This is a genomic window from Alicyclobacillus fodiniaquatilis (assembly GCF_042678105.1).
Taxonomy (GTDB): domain Bacteria; phylum Bacillota; class Bacilli; order Alicyclobacillales; family Alicyclobacillaceae; genus Alicyclobacillus; species Alicyclobacillus fodiniaquatilis.
Window position 1 is genome coordinate 1 of the sequence record NZ_JBHUCX010000004.1, and the last position, 16,017, is coordinate 16,017.

Genomic DNA, 16,017 nt, shown 5'->3' on the forward strand with positions numbered 1-16,017 from the left:
CTATAACCGGCTCCTTTTCGTATTGTGGCTCTGCACTGGTTATCCCAAATTCAGTGTAACCCACGTGCTTACGAAATGGGGCCGGCCTCGTTCATTATGACTAAGATAAGGTCTGGTTGTAGCACACTGTAGTCCGACAGAATGACATCAACGGGGGCAGCCAGTACAAGGTAATCGCTGTCGCATTTGTAAAGTTGGCTATACAAATGCCCGCTGACCATTTGATGTGTTGTGGTGGGCGCGGCGGACATCGCCAACAGCTCGCCGTCCAACAATTCGAACCGACCTGCTGATTCCGGCAGGGCGGCATAATCATTGTAGGTTTGACCAGATTCCTTGACGACAAATGGAGACTTGCGCACTTTGATGATCCCTCCCAAAGAAATTGTAGGAGAGCCGCTCCGGCCTGTCTATCACGTGGGGGAGAATCCATCAAGTATCGTACGAGGAGATGTGTGGTAGCAATTTTGCGCGCGGTTCGCAAAATGAGCCGTCTGACCGAGCCGCTCAAGCGACCCAGTCCAGACGATAGATTGCCCAGTGCACTGTGTACTGCATCAACGCCAGTCTATCGAAGCATCGTGACAGGCGTCGCCCAAAGATACCGAGTCGCTATCTTTCCAATCGACTACATTTTATGCCTCGACGATCTCGTCGATTTTCTTCAGGATGTCTTCCTCAAGTTTCACGCCGGAGGCTTTCACGTTTTCCTCCAACTGTGCCGGTCTGCTTGCGCCGATAAGCGCGCTGCTCACGTTTGCTTTGCGCAGTACCCACGCTAATGCGAGCTGTGCCAGCGACAAGTCAGCCTCGCTTGCCACATTCTCCAATTTGGCCACTTTATCGAGCACATCATCGTTCAAATAGCGTTGCATCGAGTTTTTCACTCTGTCTGTGGCCGCCCGTGAACCGCCCGGCGCTTCGGTGCCTTTTTTGTACTTGCCCGTGAGTACGCCCTGAGCGAGGGGAGACCAGACCGCCTGGCCAATGCCTGCGTCTTCACACAGTTGCAAGACGCCTTGCTCAATTCTGCGTTGGAAGATGTTGTACTCCGGTTGGCTCGCGACAAATGGATGTAAGCCCAGTTCCTTTTGTAGACGAGCCGCTTCGGCAATTTTATTGACTGGCCATTCGCTGAAACCGATGTAATGGACTTTGCCTTGGCGAATCAGGTCGTCGAGCGCGCGCAGCGTCTCTTCGAGGTCGGTATTTTCGTCATAGCGGTGGCAATAGTAGAGATCGATATAATCTGTGCGGAGCGCTTTGAGACTCTTGTCGATCTCGCTGAAAATATGTTTGCGACTCAAGCCTTGGTCGTTGGGGCCTGGTCCGACTTTGCCGAATACTTTTGTAGTCAGCACATAGCTGTCGCGTTCATAAGGAGTCAGCGCTTCGCCGAGAAAGCGTTCGGCTTCGTGTGGCTGTGCGCCGTAGACATTGGCACAATCCAGATGGTTGATGCCGAGTTCAAACGCCGCCTTGATGCAGGAGACGGCTTGCTCCCTTTCTGTCACCGTGCCGTAGGTGAGCCAACTGCCCAGTGCGATCTCCGAAACTTTGACACCACTTTTTCCTAGCCTGCGATATTCCATCGTGCACCTCCACCTTGGGCTTGTGATTTCAAGCTTTCATAAAATAAGTACAAGCCCTGTCATCAGTGTAGCGGACGAAATCCAAAAAGGGAATTTGACACGTTCCAATTTAAGTGTCCACTTTTGCCAATGGCCAAAACAGCGTTTCCTGCTTTTGGGCAAAGTGACACAGTGGTTCGACCTTCGGCGTCGGCCAACCATAGGCATCGAACAATGTGTTTGTGCCAAGTTCCATATCGGCTCGTTGCAAGGGCCACGCGCTGTGGTGGATGTCGCCGCGATACAACTGACCGCCATGCGAGACATAGAGGCAATACCTGTCTGTCAGCCATGCTTCAACGCTTCCTGGCACGCTTTCGAACACGTCACCGACTGGTGCATAGGTTGCGTCGAGTTGGGCTGGCGGTGCATGGTGGTGCGTGCGTTCCATCCTGTAGTAGACTTGATGCTGATGCACATCTATTTGAAAACGGGCATGATAATAGGGCAAGTGAAACATTTGGCGCGCTGCCTGGACGGCAAGGCGGTGACCAGCGTCGAGGCTGAAGAAATAGACACCGGGTTTGTCGGCGTAGGAAACATATGTGCGGACATTGACTTCAGGAAAGCGGCTGACGCCCGGAATAGGTGGCACACCATGTACGTGCATAGCGGTAATTTCAAATGGCACGAGGCCAATCCAGGCGACCCCATCAAATGTGTCAAGCTTAATTGGCGCCGGTATAAGCGAGCGCATCATCTCAATTGGCACGGGCCAGTGCGCAAAGAGGAGATTCTCCCATGTCTGTTTCATCAGCCAAGGCGTCTCTGGCCGTGGGTATTGGCGGTGTGACGTGTCGTCATGCTGCATGTAATGCCTCCTCGTATGTCCATATTGTGACTTGGAGGGAGTCCGATGTCTCAATCCATCTCTGAAACAAGTGTCATTTTATTCGACGGTGTCTGCAATCTTTGCAATGCGGCCATCAACTTCATTATTCCCCGCGATACCGCAAAAAATTTTCGCTTTGCCGCCTTGCAGTCGGAGGCGGGTAGTGCATTGGTCCGGCAATTCTCCTCTGCAACCGGTGAACTCAATTCGCTGATTTTGCTGTCACATGGCCGCATGTCCAGCAAGTCTACAGCAGTGCTGCGTATTGCCCGGGAATTGGACGGGCTGTGGCCAATTTGCTATGTGTTCATTGCGGTTCCACGGCCACTGCGCGACGCAGTCTATGATTTCGTCGCCCGGCATCGCTACAAATGGTTTGGTCGTCGGGATAAGTGCATGATCCCGACAGCGGACATGCTGGAGCGATTTTTGTGAGGAAATGCAATTCTTCAAGGGAAATTCAAAGTTTGTCCGCTAGAATCAAAACCAGCAAAGGAAGTAAGCAACACCTTTCTTGCAACACATTTGACCCCCTTTTATATATTCTTGATGGGCTGCTGCAGCGATGTGGCGGCTCTTTTTTTGTTGCCTACTCGCATAAACGATGCTTGCAAGCGCGTCAAGACTGTGGAATTCTGTTTACAAGAAGCGAATTCACGTGTGATGGAGGATCTTGATGGCAAACGATGCGGCAAAAAAATTAGCCGGAGAACATGCAGCCACTTATGTCGAAGACGGCATGATGGTGGGATTGGGAACTGGCTCTACAGCTTTTTTCGCAATTCAAGCATTGGGTGAACGTGTGGCAAATGGGTTGAACATTCAAGGTGTGGCAACGTCCAAGGACACAGAGGTCTTGGCGCAAAAGCTGCATATCCCGCTTTTGGCATTGGAGGATGTGCCGTATCTGGACATGGCGCTCGATGGGGCGGATGAAGTGGACGAGCAAGGACAGTTGATCAAAGGAGGGGGCGGCGCTTTGTTGCGGGAAAAATTGGTTGCCTCTGCTGCTAAGAAGTTCATCGTCATTGTCGATGCGTCCAAAGAAGTGAAGCAGCTTGGCGCTTTCCCGCTCCCGGTCGAGATTGTGCCATTTGCATGGGAGAAGACGGCGCAAAAGATTGCGGATTTAGACTGTCATCCTGTCCAACGTCAACGGGCGGGCAAACCTTTTATCACGGACAATGGCAACTATATCGTGGATTGCCATTGTGAGAAAATCGAGCATCCGGCTGAACTTCATCAGCAACTCAAGCTGTTGACGGGTGTGGTGGAGACGGGGCTGTTCATCGATATGGCCAGCGTGTGCGTGACAAGTGACGGACAGACGACACGTGTCCGTGATTTTGCCTAGGCGGACACAATACAAGGCGTGGTGATTGTAGACGAAAGACGCGTATGCATGGCGTACGCGTCTTTGATCTCGTTGTGGCGTGATCGAGCATAGGGGGATTCCAGGATTTCTCCGGCGGTCTTGGAGCTCATCCTCGGCGCAACTGCCCGGGAAAATAGGGACCTTCATCAACTGGGTTTATGCGCAATGGCCGCTCTTGCCGCTTCCCGGTCATCAAAGTGAATCGGCCCATCCGATAGGATTTGATATGTCTCATCCCCTTTGCCAGCAATGAGCACCACATCACCTGGTCGAGCACGCTCCACAGCCAGTTCGATGGCCGTTTGACGATTGGGCACGATGCTGTACTTTGCCGGCTCGTAATTGGCAACTGTCAAGCCAGTTTCGATATCGTCGAGAATTTTTTCCGGGTCTTCTTCTCTGGGATTGTCTGACGTGAGGACGACAATATCGCTGTATTTAGCAGCGATGCCGCCCATGATGGGACGTTTCGCCGCATCGCGTTCGCCACCGCACCCAAAGACGGTGATGACACGCCCGGTCGAAAACTCGGCGATGGTTTTGAGCACGTTTTCCAAGCCATCCGGGGTGTGCGCGTAATCCACCAGCACGAGAAAATCCTGGCCGCCATCAACGACTTCCATACGTCCGGGCACGCTCGTGAACGCGCTCAACGTTGTTTTTACTTCGCTCAGCTCGATCCCTTCGGCCAAAGCAGTTGTGATGGCGGCCAACGCGTTATACACATTAAATATGCCGACGAGCTTTGTCGCGAATGTCGCTTTGCCTGCGAAGGATGTGACGTCAAATGTGGTTCCCTGCGCTGTGAGGCGAATGTTTGCGGCTCGCACATCCACAGACGCATTTTGGATGCCATAGGTCAACACCTGTGCGGCGGTCACTTTTTTGAACGTCTCGCTGGCCGCATCATCCCCATTTAGGACGGCTGTCTTCATCAAGGTAGGGTCTTCGCCAAAGGTGTTCCCCAAACGGGCAAACAGCAAGCTTTTGGCGTTTTTGTATCCATTCATTGAACCGTGGTAGTCCAAGTGATCCTGCGTCAAATTCGTGAACACGGCAGTGTGAAAATCACACCCCATCACTCTGCCCATATCGAGCCCCTGTGATGTCACTTCCATGATTGCGTACTCCGTTTGCAAGTCAGCCATCTTTCTCAAGTTGCGCTGCAGCGCTGGCGGCTCCTCAGTGTTGTTGTGGCTGGGAAACACTTCGTCGCCGACGCGGCAACCAAAGTTCCCCATGAGACCAGTTTGGTTGCCATGTGCGCGCAAGAGGTATTCAATCATGTGGGCTGTTGTTGTTTTACCGTTTGTTCCCGTCACGCCGATCAGTTTCAAGGCGTTGCTGGGATAGGCGTTGAAATGGCAGGAAAACAAGGCCAAGGCAAAGCGCGTGTCGTTCACGAAGATCTTTGGCACGGAAACCGGCACATCTTTTTCCACGACTAAGGCCACAGCGCCTCTGTGCACTGCGTCAGCGGCAAAATGATGGCGATCCTCGATGAAGCCTGGGACACCAGGCACACAGACGAATAGATCTCCTTGTTGCACCCTTCTGGAATCCATTTCAATTCCGTGCACCGCTGTGTTTGCATCCCCTGTGATACGGGCGTGCGGGATAAGGCGCGCGAAGGTCGAAATCTTCATTTGGTAACACCTCCTTCACCAAGATAGCACAGTCAGTCTGTCTGAATCCCACCGGTATTCGCGCAACAGCTGAGCGTCACACGCCCACTGAGAAACACCAACCGTACACGAACCGGTAGGAAAACGCCAATCCATGCTTTACTGTGGATTTTGGTGCAAGTTGTGTCATAAGTTTATTTAGAATGCGCTCGGACCGCTTGTGTGGAGGTTCAAAGGGAAAGGCGTGAAAATTGAATGCATGAGGTCTTACGTGTTCGACCGTACTCAAGGGGAGACTTTAAAGATGTGATTCATTTGGAAAATCAATTTTGGAATGAACCTGTATCAATTCAGTTAGCAAAACAAATTGAGTGTAACCGCGATAAAACAACAGCTTTCTTTACTCGAGAACGGAGAAATGAGTATGTGGAGTGAAACCTGCTGCAAATATCCGGATCTTACGGGTCACTTTTACTTGGAAGGAGTTGATGCCACTAAAAAATAAAGGAGACGTATTAAAATGGAATATTCTCATCCTTTATGGCGGACTTTGCGGTCGCTAAAAGGAAACCAGCGTGCCCTTGTCGTTACCGAACCCCTATGGTCTGTTCCGAACAACCTGTTCACGCCGTTCATATCGGTTTACATGGCGGCCATCGGATTAAATGGAGAACAGATTGGCAAGACAGTCAGTGTTGGATTGGCAATGCAACTCGTTTGGGGATTATTGTCTGGGGCAATCACTGATAAATACGGCAGGCAAAAGATGATGTTCGTCTTCGGATTACTTAGCTGGACTATCCCCTGTATGCTTTGGGCAATCGCACAAGGGTACCTTTATTTCATGGTAGCGGTGGTCTTTAATAGTATGTGGCAAGTGACAGGAAACTGCTTCAGCTGCATTATTGTTGAAGACGGCGATACGGATAGTCTTGTGAATATCTGGACGTTGATTAATCTAACAGGCTTGGTCGCGGGGTTTATTTCGCCTATAGTTGGTCTCTTCATTGACAGGTTCACGCTGGTTCCCACCATGCGAGCCATATACATCTTCTCCATGGTGATGATGACAATAAAGTTTGTATTGCAGTATTACATGTCGTACGAGAGTTCAACAGGCAAACGGCGTATAAAAGAATGTGAAAGGACACCGATCCTCACGCTAACCTTCAGCGGTTGGAGCGTATTTATTTCAGAAATCCGTAAACCAAGTTTATTGCTGTGCTTAGTGCTGATGGCGCTTTTGAACATTTTTAGTACAGTACAGACAACATTTTGGCCGCTGTACGTTACAAAAACATACGCTGTGAGTAATGCGATGCTTTCTTTGTTTCCCTTGGCGGCTTCTCTAACTACGCTTGCGGTTTACATGTTTGTTACACCGCGTATTCACATTCGGTCAGTCCGCTATCCCCTTTTTGTAGGAATCGGGCTCCACTCAGCCGGGATAATCGTGTTATTAGTCGGGGAACCGCTGAGAACCAACTTGTTATGGATAGTGTTTCTCTCAGCCATTTGCGAGGCTTTTGCCATCGCCATTCTGGGTCCTTTGACTGAATCAATGATGTCAATCGTTGTCCCAGGTGAGGAGCGTGCTCGTATAAACAGTTTTATCTTTGCCTTCATCCTCCTGTTAAGTACTCCAGTTGGATGGATAGCAGGCGCTCTCTTTCAGGTTAACCGTGTGCTTCCTATGATTTTAAATCTATGTTTAATTGTTATTTCAGCAATCTTGTCGCTGTTCGTGGCCCGTGTAGTTCATCCCAAAGTCGTCAATCACGCTCAAAACACAAATATTGGTTGAACTTCATTAGAGCCTGATAGATGTGCCTGTTAGGGGGCACATCTATCAGGCTCTTAGTTAGTGTCGTTGCGAAGAGTCAAACATTCTTTCCATAGATTTATGATACCGAAATGTGAACTGAAAATATAGACTGTTTTATTTAGCAATCAAATGCTACGCTAACCTAACGTATTGTCTGTATTTATGTAAACCTTAGAGGAGGTTATGTATGTCACAGGCAGATAAACCCGGCCAGATTGTAATCCTAAACGGGACGCCTCGAGCCGGGAAGACGAGTATTGCCACCGTGATTCAAAATACGTTTGAGGGTGTGTGGATGAACCTTGGGGGGAGTCAGTTCAAGAAGATGACTCCTGAACGCTATCAGCCCGGAATTGCGCTTCGACCTGGGGGTGAAAGACCTGACCTTGAGCCGCTCATTGTGACCCTGTATCAAGCCATGTATGAGTCTATCGCTTCGCATAGCCGCCTCGGGATAAACGTCGTCGTGGATGTCTGGCATCACGACGAATATTCTGTCCCACGAGAGATTCTTCCGAAATGTGTTCAGATACTGAAGGACTTGCCAGTCTTGTTTGTGGGCTTACGTTGTCCAATTGAGGTTATCATGGAACGACGGATCGCTACTTGGAATGCTGGTTACACCGATGACGGATCGGTGCCAAAACCAGTGATGTTGTGGCAGCAGGCCGTACATGTACCCGGTATCTATGACATGGAGTTTGACACCTCAGTGATAAGCTCCGAAGCGTGCGCTGACATGATACGCAGGCGACTAAAGGAGGGGCCACCTCCATCGGCTTTCCAACGCCTCGAAGATTATCGCTGTAATTAACTTTGTAACCATTAAGATGTAATCAGCATACAGCCAAGGAGGGTTATGTGTGTCACAGACAGATAAACCCGGCCAGATCGTGATTCTAAACGGGACTCCCCGAGCCGGGAAATCCAGCATTGTCACCGTGATTCAAAATACGTTTGAGGGTGTGTGGATGAACCTGGGGGTCGATCGGTTTATGAAGATGACCCCTGAACGCTACCAGCCCGGAATTGGCCTTCGACCTGGGGGTGAAAGACCTGACCTTGAGCCGCTCATTGTGAGCCTTTATCAAGCCATGTATGAGTCCTTCGCTTCACATAGCCGCCTGGGGATAAACGTCGTCGTGGATGTCGGTCACCACGACCAATATTCTATCCCACGGAGAATTCTTCCGAATTGTGCTCAGATACTAATCGGCTTGCCGGTCTTGTTCGTAGGTGTACGTTGTCCAATCGAGGTTATCATGGAGCGGCGGATCGCAACCTGGAATGCTGGCTACGCCGATGACGGATCGGTGCCAAAACCGGTGATGTTGTGGCAGCAGGCCGTACATGTACCGGGTATCTATGACATGGAGCTTGACACTTCAGTGATTAGCTCTGAAGCGTGCGCGGACATGATTCGTAGGCGACTAAAGGAGGGGCCACCCTCATCGGCTTTTCAGCGAATTGCGGAGATGATAACTGACTAGGACTAAGTTGGGATTGGTTCATTGCCAATGGTCGGCAAATCAAAAAGCAGGAGAAAAAACCGCTTATTTGGATGTGTGTTCAGGATGATTTAGGAAGTGCCATCTCAAGCTATTCAGGCAAATCAGAGAAGACGAAATAGGAGTTCAAGAAGGACAGGATATCAGCTGCATGCGCAAAAAAAGAAAGAAGCCAATTTCTCAAATCAGGAAATTGACTTCTTTCCAAACTTGCGGTTGTTTTCGATTCGTGAGGTCGGCACAGTAATTCCCTTCCACATTTTCCGGAAAAAATTGTTTGTGTTTGACGGCTTCGCAATTCCGCGGCGATGATTAGCGGCCATTTCCAGGCGAGCTTCGTACACGAATTGCATTGCTTTGGTGTCCAAGGGTTGCATCATACAGCACCTCTTTCTTCTATTTGACAACAGTATATGGCTGTCTAGCCAACAAAGGTTGGGAGTAAAACGCTTCCAATGTGAACTTTTTTTCGTGTAAAACGCTTCCAATGTGAACAATGATTTTGTAACCGTTGCCAACAAAGAGGGGGGGTGAGTAGTGAACAGAGGAAAAACCCAACCGTTCGCTTTGTATTTATTCCTACGACAGGAGGACCTCCCATTGGAACCAAGCGTCAACAAATCTTCCGCATATCTCATGCGTCATGGCCTTCATTCGCCTGTCCTTTGGAAAGGGCAGGCGAATATGCTATCCCAAATGAATTTAAGGTGGTATAGGAATGGCGAATAATTGCGGGCAAAACGCGACCGGAACCTGTTCTACGGCGGAAGGTTTTCAAACCACAGCCAGCGGCTCAGCTTCGCATGCTGAAGGGTCCAAAACGGTGGTCAGCGGAAGTGCAGCGCACGCTGAAGGATATCTCACAAACGCCCAAGGCGATGCCGCTCATGCTGAAGGTGAGAGTTCGACGTCGATAGGCGCTGCTTCCCATGCGGAAGGATACAATACCTCGTCCAGTGGACACGGTTCTCACGCTGAAGGAGGTGAAGCCTCCTCGAACGGACTATATTCTCACGCTGAGGGACAAAATTCCATTGCCAACGGGCAAAGTTCGCACGCAGAAGGATTTTTGACGATTGCAGGAACATCAACCACCTCTGGTGTTGCTTCTCATGCAGAAGGTCAAGGTGCAAAAACAGAGGCAGATAACGCGCATGCGGAAGGTCTGAATACTGTCGCAAGCGGGATTTCTTCTCACGTTGAAGGAGCGGGGAATACTGCGAGTGGCAGAGCGAGTCACGCTGAGGGTGGTGCAGTGGATCCAGCGGGAAACCCAGCGCCATCTACAGCCAGCGGATCGAGCTCTCACGCCGAAGGGGTTAACACGATTGCGAGTGGATTTGCTGCCCATGCGGAAGGTGGCACGAGCAACATCACCATCTCTTCTGGACCACAGGCACTAGGTGATTTCTCGCATGCGGAAGGAGGAGCTGATACTGCCAATTCCGTAGCCGCTCCCACAGCGAATGCCTTCTTTTCTCATGTAGAGGGTTCTGGTACGAGTACTGCGGCGACAGCAACATACGCGCATGCGGAAGGACAACAGACCCAAGCAAACGGCGTCTCTTCTCATGCAGAAGGTTTTTTGACAATAACAACGGTCAATGGTGAAGATGCCCACGCAGAAGGATTTTCCACTACAGCTGATTCGGTAGCAGCTCACGCAGAAGGCTACATTACCACATCAAGTGGATTTGGCGCTCATGCCGAAGGACAGTTTACTCAAGCGACTGCAGCAACCGCCCACGCGGAAGGTGCACATACCTTCGCCGATGAATTGTACTCGCATGCGGAAGGATCTGGAACTAGCACGAATGGACACGAAGGTGCTCATATTATGGGGCAATACGGGAATGCTGATTCGAATTATTCCTGGCATCTTGGGAATGGAACACCCTTAGTAGCGGGGCTCGCGGCAAGAATCGATGGACCAAATGCCACTGGAATTGCCACGAATGGTTGGCAGATGGGGACTGCCGATTACGCGGAGATGTTTGAAACAGTCGATGGAAATCCCATCGATGTCGGGTATTTCGTCACCGTTAGCGGTAAAAAAATTCGCAAGGCCAACTCGCAGGACATGTACATTCTAGGTGTTACGAGTGCGACACCCGGTGTTTTAGGCGGCGCCGCCGAACTGGAATGGAAGGATAAATGGCAGAAAGATAAATGGGGACGTTGGTTATTCCATGAAGTCATCGTGCCCGCCGTAATGAATAAAAAGGGTAGAGAGATTGTCCCCGAGCACACTGACATACAGAAAATCGTAAATCCTGAGTATGACCATGCAAAGCAATACGTTCCTCGTTCAAAGCGTGCAGAATGGGTCTCCGTCGGCTTATTGGGGCAGTTGCTCGTCCGTGATGATGGGACGTGCGAAGTAGACGGGTATTGTAAGCCCGATGACGATGGGGTCGCAACAAGTTCCAACACAGGGTATCGAGTCTTAGCACGAACGGATGCTAATCAGGTGTTGGCTTTGGTGAACTCAACCTTACAAATGAGTTTAGTTGACCAATTAGAGAGATTGTTGAAATTAAAAGAACAAGGCGTTCTAACTGAGGGAGAATTTAAAATTGCGAAGCAAAGGATTTTGCATTCTTAATATAGGAGACCGTGCCGTACCGCATGGTTTGTACGTAGCACGGAAAGATGTGATTTACCTTGAATGCGAATAATCCGAACGAAACACAAGAGTTGTGTTGCTTTGGAATGACGATTTTAAAGTACCAGTCATAGTCAAAAATAAGCCCTTTCAGCATGGTCGAGCGCTTATTTTTGACTATGTGATTCAATCATTTCAACGATCTGTTCGAACGCATACTTGTGATTGACCACGTCAACGACGAAATCCTCAGCTTGTTTTGGAGCCATTTTTAGCATGTATCTGTTGTATCTCAAGAAATAATACAGAGCCGAGAATGCAGTGCGCTTGTTTGCATTGTGAAATGCACGATTTTTCGCCAATGACTCAAACAATGCCGCTGCCTTTGTGAATATCGTCGGGTAGGCATCTTCACCAAATGCTGATTGCTGCGGTCGATTTATCGCAGAATCAAGTAACTCCGGAAATTTCACGCCCATTTGTTCATCTGGTGAACCAGTTTGTATCAAATGCATATTCAACATAACTGCTTCTTGCTCGGTCAGGAATCTTGTCATCGATTCTTAAGTCCCTCAATCGTCTCGTGATATTGTTCCATCATCTCATCAAAAATCTCAAAAAAACGAGGGTCGATGCCCTGTGGCAAGGTTGTAGACTTGCGAAGCACAATCTCGCCTTCATTCTCTTTCACGATGACTTCAAGGTCATCCCCAAGGTCTGCATTAATTTTGTTGAGCAACTCTTTATTCAGAGTCACGCCCAAGCTGTTACCGATTTTCGTGACTTTCCGATGTGTTCGTTCCATCCGCCCCGCTCCAATCGTCATATGTTTTCTCCCCTTTATCTTTGCTGTACTCAGGTTGAGTTATACTCGTTATAAACATTATAACAAACCCATATAACGCATGAAATGGACAAAAGGCGTGTAGTAAGGGGCTGTAAAAGGCTTTATACACCCTTCGCCGCGGCAGAATTGCTGAAATCCACTTTTTCTGGTGCTGAAGTCTGAAATGCGTGCTTTTTATGGTCATGGAACTTTACACTTTGCACGCCAAACTGTTGGCTCCAGTCGTCGATAAACAGCTCGGCCGCCAATTCATGGCCAGCGGCATTCGGGTGCCAACCGTCTCCCATGTAGGGTACATAGGTCTGGTGATGGGTAGTTAGATATCGTTTCATTTGATTAAATATATAAAATTCGTGTACGTTTGGATTGTGAAAATTCTTTGCGATGGTCGTTTCCGCATCAAACAGTTGCGGCTGTGCGGTTTTGTAATTCGTGTACGAAGCGCGCGACACAGGCGACGTGACCACAATCACCACAGCGTGCGCTTGCAGCGCTTTGGCAATTTGCCACTTGATTTGTGACTGAAACACAGGCATTGGCGTTTTCGCGTGCAGGTCGTCAAGGCCGCCCCAGGCGATGACCACGATGTTGGGTCTGATGGTTTTCAGCCAGTGCGGATATTGTTTGACAATATGTGTGACGCCAAGTCCAGGCAGTCCTTTGTCATAGACGACAAACTGGTTGTTGCTGACATCGGGAAGTGCCCGGAATGCGCGACGCAAATAGCCGCCATCCTGCGGATGGTCTTTCCAACCCTGCGCAACAGAGGAGCCGATGATGAGCACTCGGCTCATTTCGCCAGACGCGTGATCTGCGCCCAACTGCCTTGAAACCAACTGAGAATGTGGTTGTTGTGCAACGTTGCGTGACAATACAGGTGACGATTTTCCCTGCCCCGTCACCAAAAATTGAATGACGGCGACTGTCATCAGTAAGGATACAACGGATATCCATTGCCAAGCATGCCGTTTCATCTGCAAATCACCTTTGCTCATTTCAGCGCATTGCAAGCGCTGGAAGTCTGTGCACATTGAAGCACATCAAATTCAAAGGTGCCTCAAAGTCCACTTCATATAGACGGTGATCAACAGGAAAATGTTGCACGCTCTGATGTATAAACTTTGAACAGTGTCAGGTCTGACACATCTTCACGAGTGACGGTGCGCTTTGATGTCCCGCACATGATCACGCTTGGCCTTCGCGCCGATGAGCAGATGTTTCTCCAGCGTCTGTACGGCTTGCTGCACCTCTCCATCCGCAAGCAGCACAGAATGCGCTTGGCGGATGGCGTAAAGCAGTTGGTGCAGATGGATGACATGCTGCGCGCCGTGTACGTGCAATGTGGTTTCATTCGGAAAAACCACCAGCGGGTGCAACGCCGTCTGTTTGACAAAAGGAAGGTGTTCCTTGATGGTGCGCACATGAACTCCATTTTGGCGCAATGGATTTTCGAATGTGTGTCGATCCCGCCCAATCTGTTGCCGCCATTTCGGTTCATTCGCGTGCCCTTCCACTGCACCATGGCGGAATTTGGTCTCAATCACAAAGATGCCATAAGGGGAGACCACGACGTGGTCTATCTGGGCAGTGCGGCCGTCCCCTTTGACAAGCATCAAATCGTTCAACACGTGGTATGTGCGTGGCAATTTAGCCAGCTCCAAAGCCACTGCTTTTTCACCGATCGCGCCGATTCGCCTGCCGCGCCGCGCGACTTGCCAACGCTGCAGTCGAATGCCAACCACAATAACAATGATGACGAACAACAACCACCAGATCATTGAACGGGCCCTCCCTCGTTTGTCGATGCGGTGCCCTTATACAGATGGCACAATGCGGATTTCGCTGGCAGCAGAGGCTGCATGCTCGCGCGCGGCATCAGGTGTTGCGGCTCGACTCAACACCACCGCAAGGCGCCGTCCCACTGTCGCTTCTGGTTTGCCAAACAGACGAACATCGGTGCCAGGTATGGTCAATGCGGCTGCCAGCCCATCCACTTGATAGTTGTTGCTGGCGATGGGGGACTTGATGGCGTGGCTAGCTCCTGGTCCCAGCAGGGTGATTTCGGGAATCGGCAGTCCGAGAATGGCCCGCACGTGAAGGGCGAACTCGGACTGCGCCTGCGTGGCCATCGTGACCATGCCTGTATCGTGCGGTCTCGGTGAAATTTCGCTGAAGTATACGGTGTCCGCAGTGATAAACAGCTCAACGCCAAACAAACCATAGCCGCCCAGTTCGTCTGTGATGGTTCTGGCAATCTCCTTAGATTTCTCCCACTGCACTGCAGTGAGTGGATGTGGCTGCCAAGACTCGATATAATCCCCGTTCTCCTGGCGGTGGCCAATGGCTGGACAAAAATGGGTGCCGTTCACGCTACGCACGGTCAACACGGTGATTTCCGATTCAAATTGGATAAACGCTTCAACAATGACTCGCTGTCCCTGCACGCGCCCTGCAGTTTGCGCCGTTTCCCATACCTTGTCCACGTCGGCAAGCGTTCTGCACACACTTTGCCCTTTGCCGGACGAACTCATCACAGGCTTGACCACACAAGGCAAGCCGACTTTTGCTATCGCTTGTTCCAGTTCAGCTCGCGTGTCGGCGAACTGATAGTTGGCAGTGGGGAGGTGTAGTTGTTCCGCCGCCAAACGGCGGATGCCTTCTCTGTCCATCGTCAAATTGGTCGCGCGCGCATTGGGTATCACGGTGAAGCCGCGCGCTTCCAAATCAAGCAGCATCTCGGTCGCAATCGCTTCGATTTCAGGCACGATGAGATGCGGCTGTTCATTCTCAATGACATTGCGCAGTGCGTCCGCATCCCGCATGTCAACAATGTAAGCGCGATGGGCCACTTGCATGGCCGGTGCATTGGCATATCTATCAACGGCGATGGTTTCCACGCCCAATCGTTGCGCTTCCAAGATCACTTCTTTGCCCAGTTCCCCAGCACCTAAAATCATCAATCGCTTCGCGTGGGGATGCGACGGTGGTCCGTACATGAAAGGTGTCCTCCTCAAATCGTAGATGCTGTTCTTTTGCTGCCACTAACTTTAACAAATCATTTGCGCAAGTTAAAATAGATATAAGACAACACCATGCGTGATGCATCCCACATCAGCAATGTGATGAACATGTCAGTCAATCGAGGCATCGCGATGGCGTAGCACCAAGGTCTAATTTTCAGATAGAGGTGAGACGATGGCTGTACAATTGTTGGAAAAGTTGAACCAAGGGCTGTCTCCGCAAGGGTTTGTAGAGAAGATGACGCGCAATCAGGAAGCTTTTCAGAATTGGTATCAACAGTTTGCATGGTCTAAAGCGTCGGATCGCGAATTTTTCGAAGAATTCCACAAAGATGGTTTACGGTGTGTGATCATCGCCGCTGATTGGTGCGGTGATGTGGTACGCAATGTGCCAGTCGTCTTTCGCTTACTTGAAACGCTCAATATGCCTACCGACGTTTTGATTATGGAAGAAAACCTGGAGGTCATGGATCAATTTTTGACCATGGGCGGCCGCTCCATTCCCGTTGTGCTCTTTGTCAACGAAGCTGGAGAAGTCGTTGGGCGTTGGGGTCCGCGTCCAGCCTATGTTCAAGAACCGATGGTGGCCTTTAAGGCGAACAATCCCGACAAAAACGCCGCATCCTATGATGAAAATTTGAAAGCGACACGTCAGGAAATCGGGCGCCGTTACGGTGAGGGCACGGGTTATCAGCAGTTGATTGTGGACGAAGTGAGAGCCATTTTAGAAAATCTCGCATGAATGAACC

16 protein-coding genes are annotated in these 16,017 nt (G+C 50.2%); 7 read left to right on the forward strand and 9 right to left on the reverse strand.

The genetic code is table 11. The features are described 5' to 3' along the window. Positions 1-68 precede the first annotated feature (68 nt). The 3 genes from ACFSB2_RS00635 to ACFSB2_RS00645 all read right to left on the reverse strand — a co-directional run bounded on the left by ACFSB2_RS00635 (position 69) and on the right by ACFSB2_RS00645 (position 2,442). On the reverse strand, positions 69-362 hold the full coding sequence (locus tag ACFSB2_RS00635; protein ID WP_377940580.1) for a Uma2 family endonuclease: 294 nt from the start codon (positions 360-362) through the stop codon (positions 69-71). Between the two features lie 273 nt (positions 363-635). Beyond that, positions 636-1,592: an aldo/keto reductase family protein gene (locus tag ACFSB2_RS00640; protein ID WP_377940581.1), complete on the reverse strand. Its 957-nt coding sequence runs from the start codon at positions 1,590-1,592 to the stop codon at positions 636-638. A 109-nt stretch (positions 1,593-1,701) separates the two neighbouring features. Then, positions 1,702-2,442, reverse strand: a complete 741-nt coding sequence (locus ACFSB2_RS00645) for a YqjF family protein (protein ID WP_377940582.1) — start codon at positions 2,440-2,442, stop codon at positions 1,702-1,704. Positions 2,443-2,487: 45 nt separating this feature from the next. Between ACFSB2_RS00645 and ACFSB2_RS00650 the strand changes: the two genes are divergently transcribed. After that, complete coding sequence (locus ACFSB2_RS00650; RefSeq protein ID WP_377940583.1) at positions 2,488-2,898, forward strand: thiol-disulfide oxidoreductase DCC family protein; 411 nt, start codon at positions 2,488-2,490, stop codon at positions 2,896-2,898. Positions 2,899-3,139: 241 nt separating this feature from the next. Beyond that, positions 3,140-3,817: a ribose-5-phosphate isomerase RpiA gene (rpiA, locus tag ACFSB2_RS00655; RefSeq protein WP_377940584.1), complete on the forward strand. Its 678-nt coding sequence runs from the start codon at positions 3,140-3,142 to the stop codon at positions 3,815-3,817. Between the two features lie 167 nt (positions 3,818-3,984). Here the strand turns inward: rpiA and ACFSB2_RS00660 are convergent, their stop codons facing one another. Further along, positions 3,985-5,484, reverse strand: coding sequence for a UDP-N-acetylmuramoyl-L-alanyl-D-glutamate--2,6-diaminopimelate ligase (locus tag ACFSB2_RS00660; protein ID WP_377940585.1), 1,500 nt, complete (start codon positions 5,482-5,484; stop codon positions 3,985-3,987). Between the two features lie 499 nt (positions 5,485-5,983). On the opposite strand from ACFSB2_RS00660, the gene ACFSB2_RS00665 reads away from it, so the two are divergent. From ACFSB2_RS00665 to ACFSB2_RS00680, 4 genes are all read left to right on the forward strand, one after another. Continuing rightward, on the forward strand, positions 5,984-7,267 hold the full coding sequence (locus ACFSB2_RS00665) for an MFS transporter (RefSeq protein WP_377940586.1): 1,284 nt from the start codon (positions 5,984-5,986) through the stop codon (positions 7,265-7,267). Positions 7,268-7,475: 208 nt separating this feature from the next. Then, positions 7,476-8,102, forward strand: a complete 627-nt coding sequence (locus tag ACFSB2_RS00670) for a chloramphenicol phosphotransferase CPT family protein (protein ID WP_377940588.1) — start codon at positions 7,476-7,478, stop codon at positions 8,100-8,102. A gap of 49 nt (positions 8,103-8,151) precedes the next feature. Continuing rightward, complete coding sequence (locus ACFSB2_RS00675) at positions 8,152-8,778, forward strand: chloramphenicol phosphotransferase CPT family protein (protein ID WP_377940589.1); 627 nt, start codon at positions 8,152-8,154, stop codon at positions 8,776-8,778. 736 nt (positions 8,779-9,514) lie between these two features. Beyond that, positions 9,515-11,401, forward strand: coding sequence for a peptidase G2 autoproteolytic cleavage domain-containing protein (locus tag ACFSB2_RS00680; protein ID WP_377940591.1), 1,887 nt, complete (start codon positions 9,515-9,517; stop codon positions 11,399-11,401). Between the two features lie 167 nt (positions 11,402-11,568). Here ACFSB2_RS00680 and ACFSB2_RS00685 read toward each other — a convergent pair whose 3' ends face one another. The 5 genes from ACFSB2_RS00685 to purT form a co-directional block, all read right to left on the reverse strand. Beyond that, positions 11,569-11,958 carry a type II toxin-antitoxin system death-on-curing family toxin gene (locus ACFSB2_RS00685; protein ID WP_377940593.1) on the reverse strand — a complete coding sequence of 130 codons (390 nt, stop codon included), beginning with the start codon at positions 11,956-11,958 and terminating at the stop codon, positions 11,569-11,571. Beyond that, positions 11,955-12,227, reverse strand: a complete 273-nt coding sequence (locus ACFSB2_RS00690; RefSeq protein WP_377940594.1) for an AbrB/MazE/SpoVT family DNA-binding domain-containing protein — start codon at positions 12,225-12,227, stop codon at positions 11,955-11,957. The genes ACFSB2_RS00685 and ACFSB2_RS00690 overlap by 4 nt, the downstream gene beginning before the upstream one ends. A 122-nt stretch (positions 12,228-12,349) precedes the next feature. Continuing rightward, on the reverse strand, positions 12,350-13,222 hold the full coding sequence (locus ACFSB2_RS00695) for an SGNH/GDSL hydrolase family protein (protein WP_377940595.1): 873 nt from the start codon (positions 13,220-13,222) through the stop codon (positions 12,350-12,352). Between the two features lie 174 nt (positions 13,223-13,396). Next, positions 13,397-14,026, reverse strand: coding sequence for a nuclease-related domain-containing protein (locus tag ACFSB2_RS00700; protein WP_377940596.1), 630 nt, complete (start codon positions 14,024-14,026; stop codon positions 13,397-13,399). Between the two features lie 36 nt (positions 14,027-14,062). Continuing rightward, a complete protein-coding gene (gene purT, locus ACFSB2_RS00705; RefSeq protein ID WP_377940598.1) occupies positions 14,063-15,244 on the reverse strand; it encodes a formate-dependent phosphoribosylglycinamide formyltransferase in 1,182 nt (393 codons plus the stop codon). Positions 15,245-15,443: 199 nt separating this feature from the next. Between purT and ACFSB2_RS00710 the strand changes: the two genes are divergently transcribed. Beyond that, the gene (locus ACFSB2_RS00710; RefSeq protein ID WP_377940600.1) at positions 15,444-16,010 is read left to right on the forward strand and encodes a thioredoxin family protein; all 567 of its coding nucleotides are present in this window, start codon (positions 15,444-15,446) and stop codon (positions 16,008-16,010) included. The last annotated feature ends 7 nt before the right edge of the window (positions 16,011-16,017 follow it).

What these genes read in the sequence shown, in the direction of transcription:
- ACFSB2_RS00710 (WP_377940600.1), top strand. Translation starts at nt 15,444, where the DNA reads ATGGCTGTACAATTGTTGGAAAAGTTGAACCAAGGGCTGTCTCCGCAA.
- purT (WP_377940598.1), bottom strand. Translation starts at nt 15,244, where the DNA reads ATGTACGGACCACCGTCGCATCCCCACGCGAAGCGATTGATGATTTTA.
- ACFSB2_RS00670 (WP_377940588.1), top strand. Translation starts at nt 7,476, where the DNA reads ATGTCACAGGCAGATAAACCCGGCCAGATTGTAATCCTAAACGGGACG.
- rpiA (WP_377940584.1), top strand. Translation starts at nt 3,140, where the DNA reads ATGGCAAACGATGCGGCAAAAAAATTAGCCGGAGAACATGCAGCCACT.
- ACFSB2_RS00690 (WP_377940594.1), bottom strand. Translation starts at nt 12,227, where the DNA reads ATGACGATTGGAGCGGGGCGGATGGAACGAACACATCGGAAAGTCACG.
- ACFSB2_RS00645 (WP_377940582.1), bottom strand. Translation starts at nt 2,442, where the DNA reads ATGCAGCATGACGACACGTCACACCGCCAATACCCACGGCCAGAGACG.
- ACFSB2_RS00650 (WP_377940583.1), top strand. Translation starts at nt 2,488, where the DNA reads ATGTCTCAATCCATCTCTGAAACAAGTGTCATTTTATTCGACGGTGTC.
- ACFSB2_RS00660 (WP_377940585.1), bottom strand. Translation starts at nt 5,484, where the DNA reads ATGAAGATTTCGACCTTCGCGCGCCTTATCCCGCACGCCCGTATCACA.
- ACFSB2_RS00700 (WP_377940596.1), bottom strand. Translation starts at nt 14,026, where the DNA reads ATGATCTGGTGGTTGTTGTTCGTCATCATTGTTATTGTGGTTGGCATT.
- ACFSB2_RS00685 (WP_377940593.1), bottom strand. Translation starts at nt 11,958, where the DNA reads ATGACAAGATTCCTGACCGAGCAAGAAGCAGTTATGTTGAATATGCAT.
- ACFSB2_RS00665 (WP_377940586.1), top strand. Translation starts at nt 5,984, where the DNA reads ATGGAATATTCTCATCCTTTATGGCGGACTTTGCGGTCGCTAAAAGGA.
- ACFSB2_RS00640 (WP_377940581.1), bottom strand. Translation starts at nt 1,592, where the DNA reads ATGGAATATCGCAGGCTAGGAAAAAGTGGTGTCAAAGTTTCGGAGATC.
- ACFSB2_RS00680 (WP_377940591.1), top strand. Translation starts at nt 9,515, where the DNA reads ATGGCGAATAATTGCGGGCAAAACGCGACCGGAACCTGTTCTACGGCG.
- ACFSB2_RS00695 (WP_377940595.1), bottom strand. Translation starts at nt 13,222, where the DNA reads ATGAAACGGCATGCTTGGCAATGGATATCCGTTGTATCCTTACTGATG.